This window comes from Neisseria elongata subsp. elongata, assembly GCF_900113545.1.
In the GTDB taxonomy this organism is placed as follows: domain Bacteria; phylum Pseudomonadota; class Gammaproteobacteria; order Burkholderiales; family Neisseriaceae; genus Neisseria; species Neisseria elongata.
Genome location: NZ_FOPS01000001.1, coordinates 353,515 through 375,561, shown reverse-complemented (window position 1 = coordinate 375,561; position 22,047 = coordinate 353,515). Strand labels below are relative to the sequence as shown.

22 protein-coding genes are annotated in these 22,047 nt (G+C 56.4%); 12 read left to right on the top strand and 10 right to left on the bottom strand.

Going from position 1 to position 22,047, the window contains the following annotated elements:
• Positions 1 to 94: 94 nt before the first annotated feature.
• The 3 genes from BM261_RS01875 to BM261_RS01865 form a co-directional block, all read right to left on the bottom strand.
• Complete coding sequence (locus BM261_RS01875; protein ID WP_074894660.1) at positions 95 to 532, bottom strand: YiiD C-terminal domain-containing protein; 438 nt, start codon at positions 530 to 532, stop codon at positions 95 to 97.
• A gap of 113 nt (positions 533 to 645) precedes the next feature.
• Positions 646 to 771 carry a type B 50S ribosomal protein L36 gene (ykgO, locus tag BM261_RS01870; protein WP_040666351.1) on the bottom strand — a complete coding sequence of 42 codons (126 nt, stop codon included), beginning with the start codon at positions 769 to 771 and terminating at the stop codon, positions 646 to 648.
• Complete coding sequence (locus BM261_RS01865; RefSeq protein WP_003774416.1) at positions 771 to 1,046, bottom strand: type B 50S ribosomal protein L31; 276 nt, start codon at positions 1,044 to 1,046, stop codon at positions 771 to 773. The genes ykgO and BM261_RS01865 overlap by 1 nt, the downstream gene beginning before the upstream one ends.
• Before the next feature lie 179 nt (positions 1,047 to 1,225).
• Here BM261_RS01865 and BM261_RS01860 point away from each other — a divergent pair, with 179 nt between their 5' ends.
• Positions 1,226 to 2,251, top strand: a complete 1,026-nt coding sequence (locus BM261_RS01860) for an ABC transporter permease (protein WP_041961591.1) — start codon at positions 1,226 to 1,228, stop codon at positions 2,249 to 2,251.
• Positions 2,251 to 3,816 carry an ABC transporter ATP-binding protein gene (locus tag BM261_RS01855; RefSeq protein WP_074894554.1) on the top strand — a complete coding sequence of 522 codons (1,566 nt, stop codon included), beginning with the start codon at positions 2,251 to 2,253 and terminating at the stop codon, positions 3,814 to 3,816. The genes BM261_RS01860 and BM261_RS01855 overlap by 1 nt, the downstream gene beginning before the upstream one ends.
• Before the next feature lie 134 nt (positions 3,817 to 3,950).
• Here BM261_RS01855 and BM261_RS01850 read toward each other — a convergent pair whose 3' ends face one another.
• Positions 3,951 to 4,739 (bottom strand): polyamine aminopropyltransferase, encoded by a 789-nt coding sequence (locus tag BM261_RS01850; protein ID WP_074894552.1) that lies wholly within the window; start codon positions 4,737 to 4,739, stop codon positions 3,951 to 3,953.
• Positions 4,740 to 4,882: 143 nt separating this feature from the next.
• Here BM261_RS01850 and BM261_RS01845 point away from each other — a divergent pair, with 143 nt between their 5' ends.
• The 4 genes from BM261_RS01845 (at position 4,883) to BM261_RS01835 (ending at position 8,283) form a co-directional block, all read left to right on the top strand.
• On the top strand, positions 4,883 to 6,397 hold the full coding sequence (locus tag BM261_RS01845) for a polyamine aminopropyltransferase (protein ID WP_074894550.1): 1,515 nt from the start codon (positions 4,883 to 4,885) through the stop codon (positions 6,395 to 6,397).
• 83 nt (positions 6,398 to 6,480) lie between these two features.
• Positions 6,481 to 6,609: a hypothetical protein gene (locus BM261_RS12845; protein ID WP_256205697.1), complete on the top strand. Its 129-nt coding sequence runs from the start codon at positions 6,481 to 6,483 to the stop codon at positions 6,607 to 6,609.
• A gap of 101 nt (positions 6,610 to 6,710) precedes the next feature.
• Positions 6,711 to 7,472: a glycosyltransferase family 2 protein gene (locus BM261_RS01840; RefSeq protein WP_074894548.1), complete on the top strand. Its 762-nt coding sequence runs from the start codon at positions 6,711 to 6,713 to the stop codon at positions 7,470 to 7,472.
• Between the two features lies 1 nt (position 7,473).
• A complete protein-coding gene (locus BM261_RS01835; RefSeq protein WP_074894546.1) occupies positions 7,474 to 8,283 on the top strand; it encodes a glycosyltransferase family 2 protein in 810 nt (269 codons plus the stop codon).
• 169 nt (positions 8,284 to 8,452) lie between these two features.
• On the opposite strand, the gene BM261_RS01830 is transcribed toward BM261_RS01835, so the two are convergent.
• From BM261_RS01830 to BM261_RS01815, 4 genes are all read right to left on the bottom strand, one after another.
• A complete protein-coding gene (locus BM261_RS01830; protein WP_074894544.1) occupies positions 8,453 to 9,895 on the bottom strand; it encodes an NAD-dependent succinate-semialdehyde dehydrogenase in 1,443 nt (480 codons plus the stop codon).
• A gap of 153 nt (positions 9,896 to 10,048) precedes the next feature.
• Positions 10,049 to 10,522 carry a hemerythrin domain-containing protein gene (locus tag BM261_RS01825; protein ID WP_074894542.1) on the bottom strand — a complete coding sequence of 158 codons (474 nt, stop codon included), beginning with the start codon at positions 10,520 to 10,522 and terminating at the stop codon, positions 10,049 to 10,051.
• Positions 10,523 to 10,665: 143 nt separating this feature from the next.
• Positions 10,666 to 11,013, bottom strand: coding sequence for a SpoIIAA family protein (locus tag BM261_RS01820; protein ID WP_074894540.1), 348 nt, complete (start codon positions 11,011 to 11,013; stop codon positions 10,666 to 10,668).
• A gap of 25 nt (positions 11,014 to 11,038) precedes the next feature.
• On the bottom strand, positions 11,039 to 11,923 hold the full coding sequence (locus BM261_RS01815; RefSeq protein WP_370446631.1) for a DMT family transporter: 885 nt from the start codon (positions 11,921 to 11,923) through the stop codon (positions 11,039 to 11,041).
• Between the two features lie 214 nt (positions 11,924 to 12,137).
• Between BM261_RS01815 and BM261_RS01810 the strand changes: the two genes are divergently transcribed.
• The 3 genes from BM261_RS01810 (at position 12,138) to mltB (ending at position 14,194) form a co-directional block, all read left to right on the top strand.
• Complete coding sequence (locus tag BM261_RS01810; protein ID WP_049248955.1) at positions 12,138 to 12,497, top strand: hypothetical protein; 360 nt, start codon at positions 12,138 to 12,140, stop codon at positions 12,495 to 12,497.
• 4 nt (positions 12,498 to 12,501) lie between these two features.
• Positions 12,502 to 12,948, top strand: a complete 447-nt coding sequence (locus BM261_RS01805) for a protein YgfX (RefSeq protein WP_074894535.1) — start codon at positions 12,502 to 12,504, stop codon at positions 12,946 to 12,948.
• Between the two features lie 169 nt (positions 12,949 to 13,117).
• Entirely contained in the window at positions 13,118 to 14,194 is a 1,077-nt protein-coding gene (gene mltB / locus BM261_RS01800; protein WP_074894533.1) for a lytic murein transglycosylase B, read from the top strand.
• Between the two features lie 116 nt (positions 14,195 to 14,310).
• On the opposite strand, the gene BM261_RS01795 is transcribed toward mltB, so the two are convergent.
• Together BM261_RS01795 and dld are read right to left on the bottom strand one after the other, a co-directional pair.
• Positions 14,311 to 15,210: a Dyp-type peroxidase gene (locus BM261_RS01795; protein WP_074894531.1), complete on the bottom strand. Its 900-nt coding sequence runs from the start codon at positions 15,208 to 15,210 to the stop codon at positions 14,311 to 14,313.
• Between the two features lie 84 nt (positions 15,211 to 15,294).
• Positions 15,295 to 16,986, bottom strand: coding sequence for a D-lactate dehydrogenase (gene dld / locus BM261_RS01790; protein ID WP_074894529.1), 1,692 nt, complete (start codon positions 16,984 to 16,986; stop codon positions 15,295 to 15,297).
• Positions 16,987 to 17,457: 471 nt separating this feature from the next.
• Between dld and BM261_RS01785 the strand changes: the two genes are divergently transcribed.
• The 3 genes from BM261_RS01785 (at position 17,458) to pnp (ending at position 21,918) form a co-directional block, all read left to right on the top strand.
• Positions 17,458 to 18,135 carry a response regulator transcription factor gene (locus BM261_RS01785; protein ID WP_003774461.1) on the top strand — a complete coding sequence of 226 codons (678 nt, stop codon included), beginning with the start codon at positions 17,458 to 17,460 and terminating at the stop codon, positions 18,133 to 18,135.
• A 19-nt stretch (positions 18,136 to 18,154) separates the two neighbouring features.
• A complete protein-coding gene (locus BM261_RS01780; RefSeq protein WP_074894527.1) occupies positions 18,155 to 19,558 on the top strand; it encodes a HAMP domain-containing sensor histidine kinase in 1,404 nt (467 codons plus the stop codon).
• Positions 19,559 to 19,812: 254 nt separating this feature from the next.
• The gene (gene pnp / locus BM261_RS01775; RefSeq protein WP_074894525.1) at positions 19,813 to 21,918 is read left to right on the top strand and encodes a polyribonucleotide nucleotidyltransferase; all 2,106 of its coding nucleotides are present in this window, start codon (positions 19,813 to 19,815) and stop codon (positions 21,916 to 21,918) included.
• The last annotated feature ends 129 nt before the right edge of the window (positions 21,919 to 22,047 follow it).

Sequence of the window (22,047 nt, the reverse complement as noted above, 5' to 3'; positions counted from 1 at the left end):
CTCCGTGCGGAAGCGGCAGTTGTTTGAAAAACCGCCTGAAATTTTCCGGTTCGGCCCATGATTCGGCGGCCTCCCGTATTTGGCGGGCAGCCGTTCAGCCCTTCAAGACGACAAATTTTCCGCTGAATACGGCGGCTTTTACGCCGTCGGAAAATATTTCCGTTTCCAGCACGATTTTGCCTTTGCCCCGCTGTTCGAACATTTCCTTCATCTTGCGCCAGTCTTCTTCTGCAGCGGCGCGGGTGATGACGGTCAGGTCGCCGTTTGCCGGATGCAGGTAGCGGGTTTCGCCCTGTTGGATGACGATGTTGCCTGCGGCTTCGGGAAACCGGCTGTGTACCATCGCCCAGCCGCCGACCGTGGCGGCAAGGGCGATGCTGCCGCCGAAAACGGTGTTTTTATGGTTGCGGTTCGGCGCGTGCGGGGCGGAGAGGATAAGGCTGTCGGGCGTGATATCGACGACGGACAGCGACAGTGCGGCCGTTGCGGGAATGTTGGCGTGGAGGAAGGCTTGCAGTTCTCGGGCGGTCATGTGGTTTTCCATGTGTGTCGGACGGTGGCGATTGTAGCGCGAAAGCGGTGGAAAGATGCAAAGGCCGTCTGAAAAACGGTTTCAGACGGCCTTCGAATAGATTGGCGGCTTGTTCAGCGTTGGCGTGCCTTGAAGCGCGGGTTGCTTTTGCAGATAACGTAAACGCGGCCTTTGCGGCGGACGATTTGGCAGTCGCGGTGGCGGGTTTTCGCGGTTTTGAGTGAGGATAAAACTTGCATTATTTGTCCTTCCTTAAAGAGTTCATCATGCCTTGGAAACGTTGCTGGAATTTGCTGGCACGGCCTTCGCTGCTGAATTCGCGGCGTTTGCCGGTGTAAACCGGATGGGATGCCGACGAGGTGTCGAGCATGAATACGGGATATTCGTTGCCGTCGTGCCAAACCATGGTCTTGCCGTGGGTGTCGGCGCAGGAACGGATGAGCCAGCCTTCGTTGGCACCGCTGTCGAAAAACAATACGGTGCGGTAGTTTTCGGGATGGATATTCGGTTTCATGGAAATACTCCTTCTTTGTTATATCGTAACATTCTAAACGCTGCGGAACGCTTTGGCAAGTGTGCGGGCATGGAAAGGCCGTCTGAAAACTGTTATCTTTGCCGCCCGGAAAAAATTATCCGTTCAAACCGTGCCGCCGTTTTGCGGCGGCAGTTTTTCAGACGGCCTTTGGAATGTCTATGGAACCTATCTCGGAACGCGGCGCGTGGCGGGCGTTCAAACGGCACAGGCGCGGCTATTTCAGCCTGCTGCTGCTGGCTTTTTTGTTTTCGGCCTCGCTGCTTGCGCCTTTGTGGAGCAACGATAAACCTTTGTGGCTGTCGTATCGCGGCGAAAGCTATTTCCCGTTGCTGCACACTTACCACGACCGCGATTTCGGCGGCGATTTCGACACGCCCGCCGATTACCTCGACCCCTTAATCAGGCGCAACCTTTCTTCGGACGGCAATCGCGCGGTTTATCCGCCCAATCCTTATGCCGCCGATACGCTGAATGATTTCGATACCGTGCCCGACCCCGCCGCGCCGTCGGAAAGGCATTTGCTCGGCACGGACGACAGGGGGCGGGATGTGTTGGCGCGTTTGGTGTACGGTTTCCGCGATTCGCTGCTGTTTGCGCTGGTTTTGACGGCGGTTACGACGGTTATCGGTGTGGCCGTCGGCGCGGTGCAGGGTTATTTCGGCGGTAAGACCGACCTTGTGATGCAGCGGTTTATCGAAATCTGGGGCGGGATGCCGGAGCTGTACCTGCTGATTATCCTGTCGTCGTTTTTCAATCCCGGCCTGTTGGTCTTGCTGGCCTTGCTGTCGCTGTTCGGCTGGATGGGGCTGTCGGATTATGTGCGCGCCGAGTTTTTAAAAAACAGGCAGGCCGATTATGTGCTGGCGGCGCGCGCGATGGGCGTGGGCGGCGGTGCGATTATGTGGCGGCACATCCTGCCCAACAGCCTCACGCCTGTATTGGCGTTCCTGCCTTTCCGTATTTCCGGCGCGGTGCTGGCTTTGACCAGCCTCGACTTTCTCGGACTGGGCGTTCCCGCCTCGCAGGCCAGCTTGGGCGAACTGCTGGCGCAGGGCAAGGACAACCTGAATGCCTGGTGGATAGGCCTGTCGGCTTTCGGCACACTGACGGTTATGTTGTTACTGCTGGTGATGATAGGCGAGGGGCTGCGCCATGCTTTCGACGTGCGGGCAAGGAGGGGCTGATGGAACCGTATATCCTGGAGGTTGAAAACCTGACTGCCGCATTCGGCAGCCGGGAAGTGTTGTCCGGCATCGGCTGCAAAATCCGTCGCGGGCGCAAAACCGCCGTTGTAGGCGAAAGCGGCAGCGGTAAAACCGTTTTCGCACAAAGCATCATGCGGCTCAATCCCGACCTTGCCTTGAAAGGCCGTCTGAATTTCGACGGCGAAGACGTTTTGCAGGCCGCGCCGCGCCGTTTGCGGCAGTTGCGCGGCAGCAAAATCGGCATGGTGTTCCAAGAGCCGATGACCGCGCTCAATCCTGTGATGACTGTCGGCGCGCAGATTGCCGAAGTGCTGACCCTGCACTTGGGTTTGGATAAAAAACAGGCTTGGGCAAGGGCGGTCGGGCTGTTGGCGGAAACCGGCATCGGCGAACCGGAAGCAAAGGCGGCGGCGTATCCGTTCCGGCTTTCCGGCGGCCAGAGGCAGCGGGCGATGATTGCAATGGCTGTGGCAGCCGAGCCGGAACTCCTGATTGCCGACGAACCGACCACTGCGCTGGATGTCGCCGTGCAGGCGCAGATACTCGACCTGCTTTCCCGCCTGCAGCAAACCCGCAACATGACCCTGCTGTACATCACGCACGATTTGAACCTCGTACGCCGCTTTGCCGACGACATCATCGTCATGAAGCAGGGCCGCGTGGTGGAGCAGGGTGCGGCGGCTGAAGTGTTTGCCGCCCCGCGCCACGACTACACCAAGCTGCTGCTCGATGCCGCCCCCCGGCGCGACGTGCGCTCCGTGGCTGGGGACAGCCCGTTTGTCATCGAGGCCGACGGGATTGCCGTCTCCGTGCGCGAAAAAAGCGGCTGGTTTTCCAGTAGGCGGAAAACGCTGTTGGAGCCGCTGTCGCTTCAATTGAAGGCGGGTGAAACGCTGGGCATCATCGGCGAGAGCGGCAGCGGCAAAACCACGCTGGCCAAAGCACTGATGCGGCTGATTGAGGCGGAAGGCCGTCTGAAAATACGCGGGCGGGAATGGCGGCGCGAAATGCGGCGGGAAATACAGATGGTGTTTCAAGACCCGTTCGGCGCGTTCAACCCGCGCATGAAGGTGTCGGACATCGTATCCGAAGGCCTGCGCGTGCACGAACCCCGCTTGGACAAGGAAACCGTGCGGCAGCGCGTGGCCGAAGTGTTGCGGCAGGTCGGCCTGCCCGAAGACGCTTCCGAACGCTATCCGCACGAGTTTTCAGGCGGCCAGAGGCAGCGGCTCGCCGTCGCCCGCGCCCTGATTGTCAAACCTTCGGTGCTGGTGTTGGACGAGCCCACCAGCGCGTTGGACGTGCAATGGCAGCGGCAAATCCTGAAACTGCTGGCCGATTTGCAGCGGGAATACGGCTTGAGCATGGTCATCGTCAGCCATGATTTGGCGGTCATCAACGCCCTGTCGCACTGCGTGATGGTGATACGGAACGGGAAAATTGTAGAGCAGGGTGATTGCGAAACGGTTTTCAGACGGCCTCAACACGAATACACGAGGCAGTTACTGGCGCATTACGGAAACGACGGCGGCTTACAAAATTGATTCGGATGACGGCACGGCACGATGCCGTGTCCGCACGCCGCATAAGGAATAGGCCGTCTGAAAACGCAGCTTCCGCCAGGAAGCGGAGTTTTCAGACGGCCTTTCTGCCTGTCGCACGGGCATCGGGCGGTAAATCAGAAATGCAGGTGTTTGCCGTTGTGCGGATTGGCGGATTTGAGGGCGGAGAACAGGGCGGGAAAGTCGAGCGGATATTGCCGCGCCAACTGTTCAGCCCGTTTTTTCAGCGAGTCGAGATTCAGTTCCGCCGGAGTTTGCCGGAAGGCCATCACGGCAATGTTGCCGTGGCTTTCCGCCGGCACTTCCAATACTTTTCCGTCAAACGCTTCCTTCAAATCGGCAACAAAGCGCGGATAGCGTTTGTCGCCGCTCCACCAGTTGGTCATGAAAATGCCTTTGTCCGACAACGCCTGCCGGCAGTCGGCAAAAAATCCGGAGCTGACCAAATCGTCGATAATCTGTTCGCCGTCGAAACCGTCGGTCAGGATGATGTCGGTGCCGCCGCGCAGGGTTTTGACGTATTGCGCGCCGTCGGCCTCGACGATTTCGAATGTTTCCCCTTCAAACGGCAGCTCGAACAGGCCGCGCGCCACGGCGATGACGTTCGGGTTGATTTCCACCGCGGTCTGGCGGCAGTCGGGCAGGCAGGCGTCTATCCAACGGGCGAATGAACCGCCGCCCAGCCCGATTTGCGTGATGTGGACGGGCGGGTCGGCAAACAGCAGCCAGGCCATCATCGCGCGGCTGTACGATAAAACCAGCTCGGTCGGATTGTCGAGGTTCATTGAGCTTTGGATGGTGTCGCTGCCCAGATGGAGGGAGCGGATGTTGCCGGTTTCGGAAATGCCGACTTCGGGCATGGCGGGGCGTGCGGGGCGCAGGCGGTGGTAGGGGTGGCGGGCCATAAATTCGGAATCAGGTTGCGTAAGGGCGGCATTTTAACCCATTTGCCCGCAGAGTCGGGAATTTCCCCGCCCGCCTGCCGCGTCGAAAAACGGCGGTATCCGCTATATAATCGCCGCTTTTCCCCGCAGGCCGTCTGAAAGATATGAAACTCAACCGCACGCTGATTGTTTCCGTTTTCGTTGTCGCAAGCTGCGGTTTGGCTTACGAGCTGATTATGGCCGCGCTGGCCAGCTACCTGCTCGGCGACAGCATTTTGCAGTTTTCCTCGATTATCGGCCTTTATCTTTTTGCCATGGGCATCGGGGCGCATCTGACCAAGTACATCAAAGACGAAGACACCCTGCGCCGCTTTATCGAAATCGAGCTGCTGGTGGGCGTTATCGGCGGCATATCGGCCTTGGCCTTGTTTGTGGCCTTCGGGCTGGCCGCCGCGCCGTTCCGCACGCTGCTGTACGCGCTGGTGTTGGTGGTCGGCACGGTGGTGGGCATGGAGATTCCGCTGGTGATGCGGGTGTTGAACCGCGAAGAGGCGGACTTCAAAGAGATGGTGTCCAAGGTGCTGACTTTCGACTATCTCGGCGCGCTGGCGGTTTCGCTGCTGTTCCCGCTGGTGCTCGCCCCGCGGCTGGGTATGGCGCGTTCGGCCCTGCTGTTCGGCATATTGAATGCCGCCGTCGCGCTGCTGACCGCCCGCATCTTCAAAGGCCGTCTGAAAAATTACCGGGGGCTGCAAATCCGCGGATGGACGGTACTGATGTTCCTGCTGCTGGCCTTTGCCTACGCCAACCGGATTACCTTCCGTGCCGAACAGAGCTATTTCGGCGATCCGGTGGTGTTTGAAAGCCATTCGCCCTACCAGCGGCTGGTGGTAACGCAGTGGAAAAACGATACGCGGCTCTACATCAACGGCAACCTGCAATTTTCTTCGCGCGACGAGGCGCGTTACCACGAAGCCCTGGTACTGCCCGCCATGCAGATGGTGCAAAAGGCGGAAAACGTGTTGATTTTGGGCGGCGGCGACGGACTGGCCGCGCGGGAAGTGTTGAAATACCCGCAGGTAAAACAGCTGACGCTGGTGGATTTGGATCCCGAAATGACCAAAACCTTCCGCACTTCGGCCACATTGAGCAGCCTGAACCAAGGTTCGCTGTCGCACCCGAAAACCAAAGTCGTCAATGACGACGCGGCAAAATGGCTGGAGGAAAACGAAGGCCGTTTCGACGTCATCATCATCGACCTGCCCGACCCCTCCAACTTCTCGCTCGGCAAACTGTATTCCGTGCCGATGTACCGCCTGGTTGCCCGCCGTCTTGCGCCGCAGGGTAAAATCGTCGTCCAGTCCACCTCGCCCTATTTCGCGCCCAACGCCTATTGGTCGGTGGTGGCCACGCTGGAGGCCGCAGGGCTGCATACCGCGCCGTATCACGTTTACGTCCCTTCGTTCGGCGAATGGGGCTTTGTGCTGGCCGGCCGTGAAAACCGCTTCCCCGTTCCTGCCGCGTTCTCCGTCCCCACCCGCTATCTGAACGGGAAAACCGCTGCCGAAATGTTCGACTTCCCGCCCGATATGGCGCGGCGGCCGGTAGAGGCGAATTATCTGAACAACCAGATGCTGGTCAATTATTTCGAACGCGACTGGGCGGAAGTCATCCGTTAGCGGGGGCGGCTGCGCGGGCGGCGGTTGTTTTGCCTGCGTCAAGCGGGTACACTCGCGCCTGCCGAAAATGTCAGGATTCCATCATGCAGAATTTTCTCTTTATCTTTACCGCCGTTACCGTGGCCGCCTTCATCGCGGCCGGTATTTATTTCTTGATCGGTGCGATTAAAGAAGGGCGCGAAGAGCGCGAACGCAACCGCATCAACCATTAAACCATGCAGGCCGTCTGAAAACACCGGGGCACGGTTCGGCAACACCGCACCGCCGTATTTTCAGACGGCCTTTTCAACGGACGACGAATGAGGGCAGACCCATGGCGAGCGACATCAGCGTACTGATTTTGGCCAAAAACGAAGAGGCAAACATCCGCGAATGCATCGAAAGCTGCACTTTTGCCGGAGAAGTCATCGTCATCGACGACTTCAGCACCGACGACACCGAAAAAATCGCCGAAGCATGCGGCGCGAGGGTCATACGCCGCGCCATGGACGGCGACTGGGGCGGACAGCAGACCTTCGCCGTCGAACAGGCGCGCTGCGGCTGGATTTTCTTCATCGATGCCGACGAACGCTGCACGCCCGAAGCGGCCGAAGAAATCGCCCGAACGGTGGAAAAAGGCGAAAAAGCCGCCTATTGGCTCAGACGGCAAAACCGCTTCCGCCACAACAAAGCCGTACACGGCGTGTTGCGGCCTGATTACGTCTGCCGCCTGATGCCGGCGGAGGGCGTGCGGGTCGAAGGCTACGTCCATCCCGCCATCCTGCATCCCTACGTGGACAAAAAACTGCAACACTTCCTGCTCCACTACACCTACGACAACTGGGACCAGTATTTCAACAAATTCAACAAATACACCAAACTGTCGGCAGAGAAATACAAAGACGCGGGCAAACCGGTCGGCTTCTGGAAAGACATCGTATTGCGGCCGATTTGGGCATTTATCAAAGTCTATATTTTCGACCGCGGTTTTCTGGACGGCAAAATGGGATGGATACTGTCGGTCAACCACTATTTCTACACCATGACCAAATACGTCAAACTCTACACCCTCTATAAATCCGACGGAAAACTCTAAAATGCGCGCCAGCCTGATTGTTACCACCTACAACCGCCCCGACGCACTGCATCTGGTTTTACAGTCCGTTTTGCAGCAAACCGTACCGCCGGCGGAAATCATCGTCGCCGACGACGGCTCGGGCGCGGACACTGCGGAAACGGTTGGGCGGTTTGCAAAAACCTCCCCGATACCGGTCAAACACGTTTGGCAGGAAGACCAAGGCTTCCGCGCGGCACAATCGCGCAACCGCGCACTGGCGGCGGCGCAAGGGCCTTACATCGTGCTCATCGACGGCGACATGGTGCTGCATCCCGAATTTATTGCCGACCACCTGTCCGTGGCGCGGGAAGGGCGTTGGGTGCAGGGCAGCCGCGTGCTGCTGACCGAAGCCGCCACCGCCGCATTGCTGTCTTCGCCCCTGCCCGTGCCGTTCAAGCCGCCTTTCTATTCGCAGGGCATCATGAAGAAACACGCCGCCATCCGCTGCCGCAGCCTGATGCTGCTGACGGCTTTGCTCGCAGGCAGCAGCATGAAATCGATTAAAAGCTGCAACATGGGTTTTTTCCTGAAGGATGCGGCAGCCGTAAACGGCTTCGACAACCGCTTTGTCGGCTGGGGCAGGGAAGACAGCGAGTTTGCCGCCCGCCTTTATCATTCTGGCCTCGGCCGCACCAACCTGAAATTCGGCGGCCTGGCCTATCATCTTTGGCATCGGGAAGAAGAGCGCGCCTCTTTGCCGAAAAACGATTTGCTGCTGCGGCAGACCCTAGAGTCCCGAGCCGTGCGCTGCGAAAACGGCATGAAGGAATGCTGCGGCAAGTCCGAATAATAATCCTCCCTATCGTTATTCCCGCCTGCGTTGGGTGGCGAAGCGGACTTGTTCGGGCCAAGGTATCGGAATTTAAGTGAATGGGTCATGGTTTGAACGGATAAGCAAAAAGGCCGTCTGAAAAGATATTTCAGACGGCCTTTTTGTCTCAAACTGCCTTTCAGACGGCCTAAATGCCTGCGGTAACGATGTATTTCATTTCCAGATATTCATTCATGCCGTAGCGCGAGCCTTCCCGGCCCATGCCCGACTGCTTCACGCCGCCGAAGGGGGCGGCCGCGTTGGACAGCATACCCGTGTTTACCGCCACCATGCCGTATTCCAAGGCTTCGGATACGCGGGTGATGCGGCCGATGTCGCGGCTGTACAGATACGATGCCAGGCCGTATTCGGTGTCGTTGGCCAGCCGTACGGCTTCTTCTTCGTTCCCGAAGCGGAACAGCGGGGCGACGGGGCCAAAGATTTCTTCTTCCGCCACCGCCATTTCACGCGTTGCGCCGGCGATTACGGCGGGTCGGACGAACAGGCCGTTTGAAAAACCGCCGCATAAGATTTTGCCGCCTTTGGCGCGCGCGTCGTCCAACAGGCGTTCCACATGCGAGACGGCGGCTTCGTCAATCAGCGGGCCGATGTCCGTGCCTTCGTCCATGCCGTTGCCGACTTTCAGTTTTTCCACTTCCGCCGTGAGTTTAGCGGCAAACTCGTCATATACGCCGCTTTGGACGTAGAAGCGGTTGGCGCAGACGCAGGTTTGCCCCGCGTTGCGGAATTTGCTGGCCAGCGCGCCCTGTACGGCGGCATCGATATCGGCATCGTCGAAAACGATGAACGGCGCGTTGCCGCCCAGTTCCAGCGAGATTTTTTTCACTGTGGCGGCGCATTGGGCCATCAGTTCGCGGCCGACTTCGGTCGAGCCGGTGAAGCTGAACTTGCGTACCCGTTCGTCGCCGGTCAGCACGCCGCCGATGGCGCGGGACGAGCCGGTGATGACGTTGAACACGCCCGCCGGAATGCCGGCCCGTTGGGCGAGTTCGGCAACCGCCAGCGCGGACAGCGGCGTTTTCGATGCGGGGCGGACGATGAAGGTGCAGCCTGCCGCCAGTGCGGGCGCGGCTTTGCGGGTAATCATGGCGTTGGGGAAGTTCCACGGCGTGATGGCGGCGCACACGCCGACGGGCTGGCGGATGACGCTGATGCGCTGATCGGCGCGCGTGGCGGGGATGGTGTCGCCGTAAACGCGCTTGGCTTCTTCGGCAAACCATTCGATATAGGATGCGCCGTAGGCGATTTCGCCGCGCGCTTCGGCCAGCGGCTTGCCTTGTTCGGCGGTCAGGATGCGCGCCAAATCTTCTTGGTGCGCCGTCATCAGGTCGAACCAGCGGCGCAGGATGCGGCTGCGTTCGGCGGCGGGGCGTGCCGCCCAGTCTTTTTGCGCGGCGGCTGCGGCGGCAATCGCGGCGAGGGTTTCGCTTTCGACCATATCGGGTACGTCGGCCAAGTGCTCGCCTGTGGCGGGGTTGCGCACGAACATGGTGCGGCCGTTGTCGGCACGCCGCCATGTGCCGTTAATCAGGCATTCGGTTTTAAACAGGGTGTTGTCGTTCAGTTTCATGCTGCTCCTCCTTTTTTGTTGCGATGCCGGATTCGTGAGGCCGTCTGAAAAGGCGGAAAATGAAATCCGGGCGTTTTGCAGGTGGTGCAAAACGCCCGAAACTATACGCCTGACGGCGGGTTTTGTCTTTTCAGACGGCCTTTGGGGCAGGACTTAGCTGTTCAGGGTACGGGTGAAGAGGATGTTGTTTTCCAGTTCGATGTGGTCGGCCAAATCGTCGGTGAATTCTTTGGCCAGTGCGTACAGCCGCTGCCATGAGCCGCAGGCGTTTTCCGGCGGGGTGAAGTCGTTGGTCAGGCTGCGCAGTTGGGCAATCGCGCCCTGATGGTCGTCGTGTTCGTGCATCATCATGCGGATGGGCATGGTCGCACCGCTGCCCGCGCCTTGGTCTATCATGGGGAACAGGATGCGTTCTTCTTTCATCATGTGGCTCAGCAATTCGTTTTGAATCGCCTGCACCAGCGGGACGAAATCTTCGGGAAAGCTGCCGGCGTGCACTTCGGCCACTTTTTCGCCCAGTTCCAGCATTTCAGCCATTTGGCTGCGGTGGGTGTCGTGATAGCGGGGGACGATGTGGGCGGTGATGTTGTTCAGCGGGGCGTTTTGCCAGATGCTCAAGTCGGTCATGGTTGTGTTCCTTTTTTATCGTGTTGTTTAAAGATGCGGATTATAGGAATGTTTTGCCGGCTGGGCAAACAAAGAGAGGCCGTCTGAAAAACGCTTCGCGGCAAAAAGCGTTTTCAGACGGCCTTTATGGTTTTATCACGGATTTATTCGCCCAACAGCCAAGCCTGCGCTTCGGCGGCGGTGTCGAAGTATTTCGGGTGGGTGCGGGTCAGCAGGTCGGAGATGTGGGTGGCGAATTTGATCCAGATGTCGTCCACCACGATGGCGATGCGACCGAAGTCTTTGTCGTGCGCGTTGACGAATTTCAACTGCTCCCAAGCCATATCGATGGTGAAGTCTTTCAACATGCTCAAATCCAACAGCAGGTCGGGGCGGTGGACGCGTCCGACGGCTTTCAGTACGGCCTGTTCCAGCTCGCGGAAGTCTTCGATGGTGAATTCGTTGTAGAGCGCGACGTTCAAGCCGTAGCTTTGTTCTCGGATGGAAATCATGATTCAGCCTTTCTGTTATGGGAGTTTATTTTTTCAAACCGCTCAAAATGCCGCCGGCGATAATAATACCGATACCCAGCCATTCCTGCCAGCCGATTTGCTCGTTAAACAGGATAATGCCGGACAGTGTGGAAAAGACGACGGTCAGATAAGCCAGTGCGGCAACGGTAAATTTCCGGCCGACGGCGTAGGCGTGTGTCATGGTCAGTTGCGCCAGCATGGCGGACGCGCCGATGCCGAGCAGGTAGGGCAGAGATTGCAGGGAAGGGCGGTGCCAGCCGGTAAACGTGGCCAGCACCGCGCCCATTATCATGCCGACCAGCGAGAGGTAGAACACTACCCTCCAGGCCGGTTCGCCCGCCAGGGAAAGTTCGCGCACCTGCAAATACGCCCAGCCCGACAGCAGGCCGCCGCACAGGCCGACGGATGCGGCGAAAATCTGCCCGCCGCCTACCGAAGGATGCAGCAGCAGGACCACGCCGGCAAAGCCCAGCAGCAGTACGCCCTGCATATAGAGCGAAATCCGTTCGCGCAGCACGATAAACGACAAGACGGCGAGGAAAATCGAGGAGGTATAGGAGAGGGTTACGCCGGTGGCTAGCGACAGGTGCATCACGGCATAGAAGTTGCACATCATGGCCACTGTGCCGACGACGCTGCGGTTGAGGTGGCGCGGCAGGTTCGGCGTGGAAAAGGTTTTCCCCTGCAATTTGGCCAACCCGCCCAGCACCACGGCGGCAAACAGCATGCGCCAGAAAACCAGCTCGCCGCTGCCCATGCCGAATTTTTGATGGGCGGCTTTGATGCAGAGGTTCATCAAGGTGAAAAACAGGGCGGCGGCAATCATCCAGGCCGACCCTAAAAGCTCTCGGTTGTGTGCTTTCATGGCGGGGTAAGGTAAAGGGGCCATCTGAAACGGCTAAAAACGGGGATTATACGGGAAAGCAAGGTGCAGCGGCCGTCTGAAAGTTTGGAACGGGTGCAGGCGGCTGTTTGGCGCAGCCGCTATTGCAAGGCGGCGGCTTCGTTTTAGCTCCGCAGAAACTCCGCTTCCTGACGGAAGCTTCGTTTTCAGATGGCCTGTTATCCAGTACAATCCCCTGCCTTTGTTGTAAGGAAACGATATGTATTTTGTAGATCGCAGTGCCGTGGTGCTGAAACCGACGCAGAAATTCCTCGATTGGCTGAAGTCCACCGATGAAAATATGCCCGAATTGACGTTGGAGCAGATACGCAGCAACTGCTCGGTGTTTTTGGTGCCCGAATTCGATACGCCGGAAGCGGTGGTCGGCTATTTCGACGAACGTTACCGCCAAATTTTCGAAGCAGAAGTCTCTTCATGGGAAGTGCCGCAGAAGCATTGGCCGCAAGATATGGGCTTACAGGCTTTCTGGGAATTTTTTGATGTCGAAATCCACGATATGGTGCTGGATATGGACGATGCCGACATCAAAATCGAGCCCGTATTCGACAACATGATGTAACGCCGTGCAGCCGTTTATCGTCGAAGTCAGGCCTTCGCGGATGCTGATTGCTTTGGTCGTTGCACTGCACGTTGCGGCCATCGCCGTCTGCGGTCTGTATTTCGAAGGATGGCGGATGGCGGCAGGTTTGGCCGCTTTGGCGTTTTCGCTTCTCTACGCCTTATATGCCGGCTGCGGTTTCGGCCGCGATTCGGTTGCCCGTATCAGCATCGATGCCCAGGGCAGGGCGGCATTGCTGATGCGACGGAACCAAACGGCTTTTGAGGCCGTGCTGCTGCCGGGCAGCATGGTTCACCGCGCGGTTTGTTTTTTACACTGGCGCGTGGGTGGGCGGGTTATCCGCCAATGCCTGCCTGCGGATGCCGCCGGACGGCAGGCTTACCGCCGCCTGACAATATGGGCGCGCTACGGCCAACCCAAACACAAGGACGGATTGAGACCTTTGCAATAACATAGGTTACTAAAATTTTATGCTCAATCTCATTTTCAAAATGCAAAACCTTTCTGATTTTTCCTACTTTTTGCTCAATATTAGGAAGGTTTTAGTCAATTGAAATTTTTTGGCGCATTTTTATGCGTCAAATTTCGTTAACAGACTATTTTTGCAAAGGTCTCGGATTATGAAAAAAACACTTCCCTTATTCGCCGCCGCACTGATTCTGGCGGCTTGCAGCTCCGAGCAGAAACCTGCTTCCGAGCCTGTGGTGCAGCAAACAACCGTTACCCCCGTGCAGCAAATGCCGAAATTCGATGAGTCTGCCGCCTCCGTGTCGCTGGTGGGTTTCAACGGCAACGACAATGTGCAGCGGTTTATCGATTTTGAAGCGGCAAACGGCCGTTACAATAAAGCCGAACTCCAGGCCTTTTTCAATGGCGCGGTGTATAAACCAAATATTATCAATATTATGAATAAGCCGGGTACGTCGCGGCCATGGTATGAATTCCAAAAAGGCAATGCGGGGGCGGCCAAAATCGCCGACGGCCGCAATTTCTATATGAAAAACCGCCAGGTCATCGACCAAGTGGCGCGAGAATACGGCGTGCCGGCGGAAGTCATTGTCGCTATCGTCGGCATCGAAACCAATTACGGCCGCAATATGGGCAGCTTCCGTTTGGCCGATTCGCTTTCCACGCTGGCTTTCGATTATCCGCGCCGTGCCGACTTCTTCCGAAAAGAGCTGCACGAACTCTTGCTGATGAGCAAAGAGGAAAATCAGGATCCGTTCTGGTTTACCGGCAGTTATGCCGGCGCGATGGGTATGCCGCAATTTATGCCTTCGAGTTACCGCAAATGGGCGGTGGATTACGACCGCGACGGGCATAGGAACATTTGGGGCAGCGTGCCCGATGTGGCCGCATCTGTGGCGAATTACCTGAAATCGCACGGTTGGAAGACGGGCGGGAAAATGGTGATTCCGGTGCTGCTCACACCGACTCCGAAGCTCGAGGCGGTTATCGAGGAAAAAACCGAGTTGAAATACACCGTCGGCCAGTTGCGCCGGATGGGGGTTGAAATCCAAGAGCCGGTGGCCGATCACGAGCGCGCGGTTTTATTCAAGCTGGAAGTTTCACCCGGCCTTTACGAATACTATATCGGCCTGAATAATTTTTATGCGGTTTGGCAGTACAACCACAGCCGGATGTATGTAACCGCCGTGCGCGATATTGCCAACGGTGTCGGTTCGGGCGGTTTGTAGGCGGTTAGACAAAGGCCGTCTGAAAAGGCCGGACCAAACAAAATCAGGACAATGCAAAGCCGCGTTGTCCTGATTTTTGTATTTGCCGTTTCAGACGGCCCCAACGTTCCGAAGCCTTACAAATCGGCCAGACGCTCGACACTCGGCGCATAGTAATAGGCACTGCGTTTGGCGGTGGACATGTGTTTCAGCAGCAGGTCGATTTTGCCGTCTTTTTCGCCGAACATAAATTTCAGTTGTTCGTCGATGTTGTGCAGGCTGGCGCAGTAGGCGATGAATTGCAGGCCGTGTTCGCCGCCGACTTGGCCGAAAGGCAGGCTGCGGCGGACGATTTTCAGGCCGACGCCGTTTTCTTTGATGTTGGTACGGCCCAGGTGCGAATCGGGCAGCCGCTCTTCGCGGGGAAATTCGATGTTGTCTTCTTTGCTGCGGCCTACGGCCTGTTCTTGTTCGGTTACGCTGATGCTGTCCCATTTTTTCAGGTCGTGCAGGTATTGCTGCAGCACCACATAGCTGCCGCCCGCGCTTTTTCCTTCGGCAATGATGCCGACGGAGGCGATTTTTTCGTCGCCGTGCGGGTTTTCCGTGCCGTCTACGAAGCCGTCCAAGCCGCGTTCTTCCGGCATGCGGAAGCCGTGGGTTTCGTTTTTCATTTCAAGCGATTCGCCGAAGGCGGCCATCACTTTTTCCGCCAACAGGTAGTTCAGGCCGGTATGGGCGGATTGGATGTGTATCATCAAATCGCATTGGGTGGCGGGGCACAGGCCGTTGCCCAGCGGTACGAACGGGCGGATTTCTTCGCCTTCGCCGCTGTGGTTCAGGCTGCGCCAAAAATCCGCACCGAAGGCGATGGTCATGCCCAGTTCGTGTCCGGGAAAACGGGTTTGACAGTCGGTCAGTGCGGCGAGGGCTTCGCGGCAGGCGGTTTTGATTTTCGCCGCATCGCGTACGTCGGCTTCGATGTAGATGGCGGCGGTAATGGTTTCGGGGATGATGGCGGATTGCGGGGTGCTCATATGAGTTTCCTTTCTTTTGTTCGGTTTGTAGTGATTGAGGCCGTCTGAAAGATGGTTTTCGGTTTTTCAGACGGCCTCATTGTCTTACTCGGCCCAGTTTTTCTTCTTACTGGTTTTACCTATGCCCGGATTGAAGCTGTTGGTCGGGTCTAGTTTGCGGTAGAACTGTTTGAGCGCGGGTTTGGCCTCGTATAAATGGCCGACGTTGTGCTCGGCGGGATATTGCGCGCCGCGTTGGTCTAAGAGATGCAGCATTTCGTGTTCCAATGCCATGCAGTCGTTGCCTTTTTTGATGATGTAATCCTGATGGAAAACGTGGCACATGAAATGTCCGTAGTAGAGTTTGTGGATGATTTTATTGTCGATTTCCGACGGCAGTTTTTCAAACCAGTCGCGGTCGTCGCGGCGCAGGGCGATGTCCAGTGCGACCAAATCTTCCACTTCGTCGTCATGTACGGCGCGGTAGCGGATGGCGGCAGAAGCGACGGCAAAACGGTGCAGCATGGCGGCTTGGGTTTCTTCTGCGTTGCATTTGAAAAACTCGCCGCTGCGGTGGGCAAAATACTCTTTCAGGAACGCGCGCGCTTCATCGACGCCTTTTCCGCCCATTTTCAGAATCAGATGGTGTTCGTATTTGTCGCGGTAATCGCGCATGGATTTGGGTAGGTGGTCAGGCAGGTATTTGCTGACGAACTGCATGACTTTGTCGGAAAAATGTTTGGGCAGGAAGCTGACTTTTTTGCCGAATCGATCAACTTTAGCTTTGAAATCAAATAATTTCGGCAGTTGGTGCGTACCGAATTTTTTGATGACGTAGAACGTGTCTTTGCCGTACACGTCGGCAATATCGAAAGCGTCGCGATGGATGTATTCGCCGGAAACGGGCAGGCTTTCAAATTCGCCCAAGGCGGTGCGGCGGATGTCGGTCAATTCATTAATATCGTTGGTGCCGATGTAGAACACCGCGGTTTGCTTCTCTTGCGGGAAGGTGTCCAAGCGGACGGCGAAAACCATCAGTTTGCCCGCGCAACCGGACGCTTCGTAATGACGCGCCGGGTCGGCGTTGAAACGCGCGGCGGTCGGCTCGTCCACTTGGCGGACATGGTCGCAATAGGCATGGTCGTGTCCTTTACCCGCGTCTTGCGTGATGTCTTTTCTCTGATAGTGATGACCTTGAAGGTTGGTCAGGATTTCTTCGGGCGTGTCGCCCAAATCTATGCCCAAATGGTTAACCAGCTCCAGTTTGCCCTCTTCATTGATTTGGGCGAACAGCGCCATTTCCGTATAGGCAGGACCGCGCTGCACCAATGCGCCACCGGAGTTGTTACACACGCCGCCCAAGACGGACGCGCCGATGCAGGATGAGCCGATGACCGAATGCGGTTCGCGCCCCAAAGGTTTCAGCAGCAATTCGAGCTGGTTCAGGGTCGAACCGGGCAGACAGACGACTTGTTCGTTGTTGTTGATGGTTTGGATGATGTTCATCCGCATGGTGTTCACAATCACGATGTCGCGGTCGTAATCGTTGCCGTCGGGGGTCGAGCCGCCTGTCAAACCGGTATTCGCCGCCTGCGTAATCACAATCACGTCCGCTTCGACGCAAGCCTGCAAAATTTTCCACATTTCCAGAATGGTTCCGGGGCGCACCACAGCCAACGCCTTGCCCTCGCCGAAACGGTAGCCTTGGCGGTATTGTTCGGTTTTCGCGGGGTCGGTGATGATGTATTTTTCGCCGACGATGCCGGCCAGGTTTCGGGTGAGTTGCGATGCGTCCATAATTGAAGTGCCTTATTGTCTGTGATTGAGTTGAGGCCGTCTGAAAAACCTTTCAGGCGGCCTGGCGGTGCAGCAGGCATTATACTGCCGTGCCGACGGGACGGACAAATTTAAACAGGTGCTGCAAGCGGGTTGAGGCCGTCTGAAAGCATTTGTACGGCGCGTGTTTTCGGGGAGGCGGGACAGTGCGGGCCAAGAAAGGCCGGAAAGGCCGTTCAAATACAGTATCCGTTGCTGTTTCTATGCTGCCTGCATCGTTTGAGGTTTACCTCGGGGTATTTAAACAATTGATATTCCTATATTCTAACAATGCCTTATCGCGGAACGGCATGAAAAAATAAATGTTAAGGTGCTTGCATTATTGCAAAAACGCGCAAACCAGGTGGTCGATATGCTATCTAAAACCGAAGTCGGCATGTTAAGATGGGAAATGTAAAGATTTTGAATCCACCAACCGCAAAGGATTAAACCATGAGCCGAGTATTATTAGTAGACGATGATGCCTTGTTGACCGAACTTCTGACCGAATACCTGACCGCGGAAGGTTTGGAAGTGCGCAGCGTGCCGGACGGCGAGGCCGGTGTGCAGGAAATCTTGTCCGGGCAGTACGACGTGGTGGTTCTCGACTCCATGATGCCGAAAATGAACGGCTTGGACGTATTGAAAACCGTGCGGGCGCAAAGCAGTATCCCAATTATCATGCTGACGGCCAAAGGCGATGATATAGACCGCATTATCGGCTTGGAGATGGGTGCGGACGATTATGTGCCGAAACCGAGTACGCCGCGCGAATTGTTGGCGCGTATCAACGCCATTTTGCGTCGGGCGCAAAACCAGCACGATCAGGGCAATGCTTCCAACAGCCTGTCGGTCAGCAATGTTACCCTTTATCCGTCGAAGCGGCAGGCCACTATCGGCGACGGCCCGTTGGAATTGACCAGTACCGAATTTAATCTGCTGGAAGTGCTGATGCGCCATGCCGGGCAGGTTGTCAGCAAGGAAACCCTTTCCATCGAAGCGCTGGATCGCAAGCTGGCCAAATTCGACCGCAGCATCGATGTGCATATTTCCAGTATCCGCCACAAATTGGGCGACGCTTCATTGATCCAAACCGTGCGCGGTTTGGGCTATCTGTTTGTCAAAAACTGATTAGAAAGCCGATGCTCAGATGAAGCTGTTCCAACGTATCTTCGCCACGTTTTGCGCCGTGATTATCTGCGCCATATTCGTGGCGAGTTTTTCATTCTGGCTGGTTCAACAGTCGCAGGCCGAAAACCATTTCAACCAACAGCGTGCGATTGACGAAATCCTGCTGGCCAATGCGGTCTCCGCTTTCCGTGTGCGCGGCGAGGCGGGTGCGCGCGAAATGCTGCAGGGATGGCATGAGGGGCAGGGTCCGGAAAAAATCCTCATCATCACCGGCGACGAACAGAGCGACTTGCTCGGGCGGAAAGTAGATGCCAAGCGGATTGAGAAAGCGCGGGCGTATGCGTTGGAAAATCCGGACAGCAAAAGCGTTCATTTGGAATACGGCCGCTGGGGCGAAGAATATCTGTTTTTCATCCGCAATTGGGACAGCACGGAAATCCAGCGTCGTCCGAGTCCGCTGTATATCCCCGGCCTGCCTTTGGAGCAGACGTGGCATGAAATCATCATTCTGGGATTTATTTTCCTGGTCGGCTTGGCTTTGGCCTACATTCTGGCCAACAACATCACGCGCCCCATACGCATTCTCGGGCAAGGGATGAAGCGTTTGGCGGCAGGTGAATTGGAAACGCGCATTACACAGTTGATGGATAACCGCGACGACGAACTCTCCCAGCTGGCCATCCAGTTCGACAAAATGGCGCAGCAATTGCAACAGCTGGTGGCCAAAGAGCGGCATTTATTGCACCATGTTTCGCATGAAATGCGTTCGCCGCTGGCGCGTATGCAGGCGATTGTCGGCCTGATACAGTCGCAGCCGCAGAAGCAGGAGCAATATTTGCAGCGTTTGGAAAGCGAACTGGTGCGGATGGACACGCTGGTGGGCGAACTGCTGACCTTGTCGCGTTTGGAAACGGCCAACGTCAAACTTGAAAAAGAGCCTTTGAAACTGGTACCGTTTATGCGGAACCTGGTGGAAGACAGCCAGACTTTGGCGGAGAAAAACGGCCAAATCGTCGATCTGGTGATAGAAAAAATGCCCGAAGATGCCGAAATATTGGCCAATGAAAGCTACCTCTACCGCGCATTTGACAACGTAATCCGCAATGCCATGAATTACAGCCCCGAGGGCAGCACCATCAAAGTCCATATGCGGCAGGATGCGAAAAATTGGCTGATGGATGTTACCGATAACGGCCCCGGTGTGGCTGAAAACCAATTGCCGCATATTTTCACCGCTTTTTACCGCGCGGACAGCAGCGGTAACAAGCCGGGAACAGGTTTGGGACTGGCCTTGGCCAAACATATCGTCGAACAGCATTGCGGCAACATCAAGGCGGAAAATATGCAGCCGAACGGCTTGCGGGTCTGCTTTATATTTCCGAAAAAAGCCTGTAATGCCTGTATAGACCGAAACCAGAGATAGCATATGAACGGCAGGCCGTCTGAAAACCGTTAAAGTTTCAGACGGCCTTACGCTTGAACAGCCTTTTATGGCATAATCCGCCGGTTTTCAGACGGCCTTTCATTCTTCAAAAAGGCCGTCTGAAAACCAGTCAGCAACTGCCGCATTATTTCCAACCGCCGCATAGTCTGAAACCCTAACACTGCGCATTACCGTCCGGCCGAGTGTGCAGTGTTAGTGTTTTAGCTTTGCGGCTTAAACCGAAAGGACTTTACATGTTCGACAAACATATCAAAACCTTCCAATACGGCAAACATACCGTTACGCTGGAAACAGGCGAAATCGCCCGCCAAGCCGCGGCAGCGGTTAAAGTATCCATGGGCGACACCGTCGTCTTGGTGGCCGTTACCGCCAACAAAGAAGTAAAAGCAGGGCAGGACTTCTTCCCGCTGACCGTCGATTATCTCGAGCGCACCTATGCCGCAGGTAAAATCCCCGGCGGTTTTTTCAAGCGCGAAGGCAAACAGAGCGAGAAAGAAATCCTGACCAGCCGCCTGATCGACCGCCCCATCCGTCCGTTGTTCCCCGAAGGCTTCTATCACGACATCCAAATCGTAGCCATGGTGGTTTCGCTTGATCCCGAAATCGATTCCGACATCCCCGCCATGATCGGCGCGTCCGCCGCATTGGTATTGAGCGGCGTACCGTTTGCCGGCCCCATCGGTGCGACACGCGTCGGTTATGCAGACGGCGCATATCTGTTGAACCCGACCAAGTCCGAGCTGGAAAAATCCCAGTTGGATTTGGTGGTGGCCGGTACGGCAAAAGCCGTACTGATGGTGGAATCTGAAGCGCAAATCCTGCCTGAAGACGTGATGCTCGGCGCAGTGGTGTACGGCCATGAGCAAATGCAGGCCGTCATTGCCGCCATCAACGAATTGGCCGACGAAGTCAATCCCGAAGTGTGGGATTGGAAAGCACCCGAAACCAATGAAGAATTGGTGGCCAAAGTGCGTGAAATCGCAGGCGCAACCATTGCGGAAGCCTTCAAAATCCGATCCAAACAGGCACGCAGTGCGAAAATCGCCGAAGCATGGTCGGCCGTTGAGGCTGCGCTGATCAACGAAGACACCGATACGTTGGCGGCCAACGAAATCAAAGGCATCTTCAAACACCTGGAAGCCGATGTGGTCCGCGGTCAGATTCTTGACGGACAACCGCGCATCGACGGCCGCGATACCCGCACTGTCCGCCCGATCAATATTCAAACCGGCGTGCTGCCGCGCACCCACGGTTCCGCACTGTTTACGCGCGGTGAAACCCAAGCCCTGGCCGTAGCCACTTTGGGTACTTCGCGCGACGAGCAAATCATTGACGCACTCTCCGGCGAATACACCGACCGCTTCATGCTGCATTACAACTTCCCGCCGTATTCCACCGGCGAAGTCGGCCGCATGGGTGCGCCCAAACGCCGCGAAATCGGCCACGGCCGCCTGGCGAAACGCGCATTGATTGCCGTCTTGCCCGAACCGGAAGATTTCAGCTACACCATACGTGTCGTATCCGAAATTACCGAATCCAACGGTTCTTCTTCTATGGCCTCCGTCTGCGGCGGCTGCTTGAGCCTGCTGTCTGCCGGTGTGCCGCTGAAAGCACACGTGGCAGGTATCGCGATGGGCTTGATTTTGGAAAACAACAAGTTTGCCGTCTTAACCGATATTCTGGGCGATGAAGACCACTTGGGTGATATGGACTTCAAAGTTGCCGGTACGACCGAAGGCGTTACCGCTCTGCAAATGGACATCAAAATCCAAGGCATCACCAAAGAAATCATGCAGATTGCGTTGGAGCAGGCTAAAGAAGCCCGCCTGCACATCCTGGCGCAGATGAAAGAAGCCGTTGATGGCCCGCAGGAATTGTCGCAGCATGCCCCGCGCCTTTACACCATGAAAATCAACCCCGATAAAATTCGCGAAGTCATTGGTAAAGGCGGCGAAACCATCCGCGCCATTACTGCCGAGACCGGTACCGAAATCAATATCGAAGACGACGGCACAGTAACAATTGCCGCCACTACATCTGAAGCGGGCGAAGCAGCGAGAAAACGCATCGAAGAAATTACCGCCGAAGTGGAAGTGGGCAAGGTATACGAAGGTACTGTGGTGAAAATCCTCGACAATAATGTCGGTGCAATCGTAACAGTGATGCCGGGCAAAGACGGTTTGGTACACATTAGCGAAATCGCTCATGAACGTGTGAAAAACGTCGGCGATTATTTGCAGGTCGGCCAAACGGTTAATGTGAAAGCTTTGGCGGTGGACGACCGCGGTCGGGTTCGTTTGTCGATGAAAGCCCTGTTGGACAAACCGGCAGCAGAGTAAAGTAGTAGAGGCCGTCTGAAAAGTTTCAGACGGCCTTCTTTCAAGACGGTTTTATATTTCGAGTTGGATAAGGTTTCAGCGTAAATCCAGCTTGTTGCGGCAGAGGTGGCAGATTCTTAAAAATTCCAC

What these genes read in the sequence shown, in the direction of transcription:
- BM261_RS01875 (WP_074894660.1), bottom strand. Translation starts at nt 532, where the DNA reads ATGACCGCCCGAGAACTGCAAGCCTTCCTCCACGCCAACATTCCCGCA.
- ykgO (WP_040666351.1), bottom strand. Translation starts at nt 771, where the DNA reads ATGCAAGTTTTATCCTCACTCAAAACCGCGAAAACCCGCCACCGCGAC.
- BM261_RS01865 (WP_003774416.1), bottom strand. Translation starts at nt 1,046, where the DNA reads ATGAAACCGAATATCCATCCCGAAAACTACCGCACCGTATTGTTTTTC.
- BM261_RS01860 (WP_041961591.1), top strand. Translation starts at nt 1,226, where the DNA reads ATGGAACCTATCTCGGAACGCGGCGCGTGGCGGGCGTTCAAACGGCAC.
- BM261_RS01855 (WP_074894554.1), top strand. Translation starts at nt 2,251, where the DNA reads ATGGAACCGTATATCCTGGAGGTTGAAAACCTGACTGCCGCATTCGGC.
- BM261_RS01850 (WP_074894552.1), bottom strand. Translation starts at nt 4,739, where the DNA reads ATGGCCCGCCACCCCTACCACCGCCTGCGCCCCGCACGCCCCGCCATG.
- BM261_RS01845 (WP_074894550.1), top strand. Translation starts at nt 4,883, where the DNA reads ATGAAACTCAACCGCACGCTGATTGTTTCCGTTTTCGTTGTCGCAAGC.
- BM261_RS12845 (WP_256205697.1), top strand. Translation starts at nt 6,481, where the DNA reads ATGCAGAATTTTCTCTTTATCTTTACCGCCGTTACCGTGGCCGCCTTC.
- BM261_RS01840 (WP_074894548.1), top strand. Translation starts at nt 6,711, where the DNA reads ATGGCGAGCGACATCAGCGTACTGATTTTGGCCAAAAACGAAGAGGCA.
- BM261_RS01835 (WP_074894546.1), top strand. Translation starts at nt 7,474, where the DNA reads ATGCGCGCCAGCCTGATTGTTACCACCTACAACCGCCCCGACGCACTG.
- BM261_RS01830 (WP_074894544.1), bottom strand. Translation starts at nt 9,895, where the DNA reads ATGAAACTGAACGACAACACCCTGTTTAAAACCGAATGCCTGATTAAC.
- BM261_RS01825 (WP_074894542.1), bottom strand. Translation starts at nt 10,522, where the DNA reads ATGACCGACTTGAGCATCTGGCAAAACGCCCCGCTGAACAACATCACC.
- BM261_RS01820 (WP_074894540.1), bottom strand. Translation starts at nt 11,013, where the DNA reads ATGATTTCCATCCGAGAACAAAGCTACGGCTTGAACGTCGCGCTCTAC.
- BM261_RS01815 (WP_370446631.1), bottom strand. Translation starts at nt 11,923, where the DNA reads ATGGCCCCTTTACCTTACCCCGCCATGAAAGCACACAACCGAGAGCTT.
- BM261_RS01810 (WP_049248955.1), top strand. Translation starts at nt 12,138, where the DNA reads ATGTATTTTGTAGATCGCAGTGCCGTGGTGCTGAAACCGACGCAGAAA.
- mltB (WP_074894533.1), top strand. Translation starts at nt 13,118, where the DNA reads ATGAAAAAAACACTTCCCTTATTCGCCGCCGCACTGATTCTGGCGGCT.
- BM261_RS01795 (WP_074894531.1), bottom strand. Translation starts at nt 15,210, where the DNA reads ATGAGCACCCCGCAATCCGCCATCATCCCCGAAACCATTACCGCCGCC.
- dld (WP_074894529.1), bottom strand. Translation starts at nt 16,986, where the DNA reads ATGGACGCATCGCAACTCACCCGAAACCTGGCCGGCATCGTCGGCGAA.
- BM261_RS01785 (WP_003774461.1), top strand. Translation starts at nt 17,458, where the DNA reads ATGAGCCGAGTATTATTAGTAGACGATGATGCCTTGTTGACCGAACTT.
- BM261_RS01780 (WP_074894527.1), top strand. Translation starts at nt 18,155, where the DNA reads ATGAAGCTGTTCCAACGTATCTTCGCCACGTTTTGCGCCGTGATTATC.
- pnp (WP_074894525.1), top strand. Translation starts at nt 19,813, where the DNA reads ATGTTCGACAAACATATCAAAACCTTCCAATACGGCAAACATACCGTT.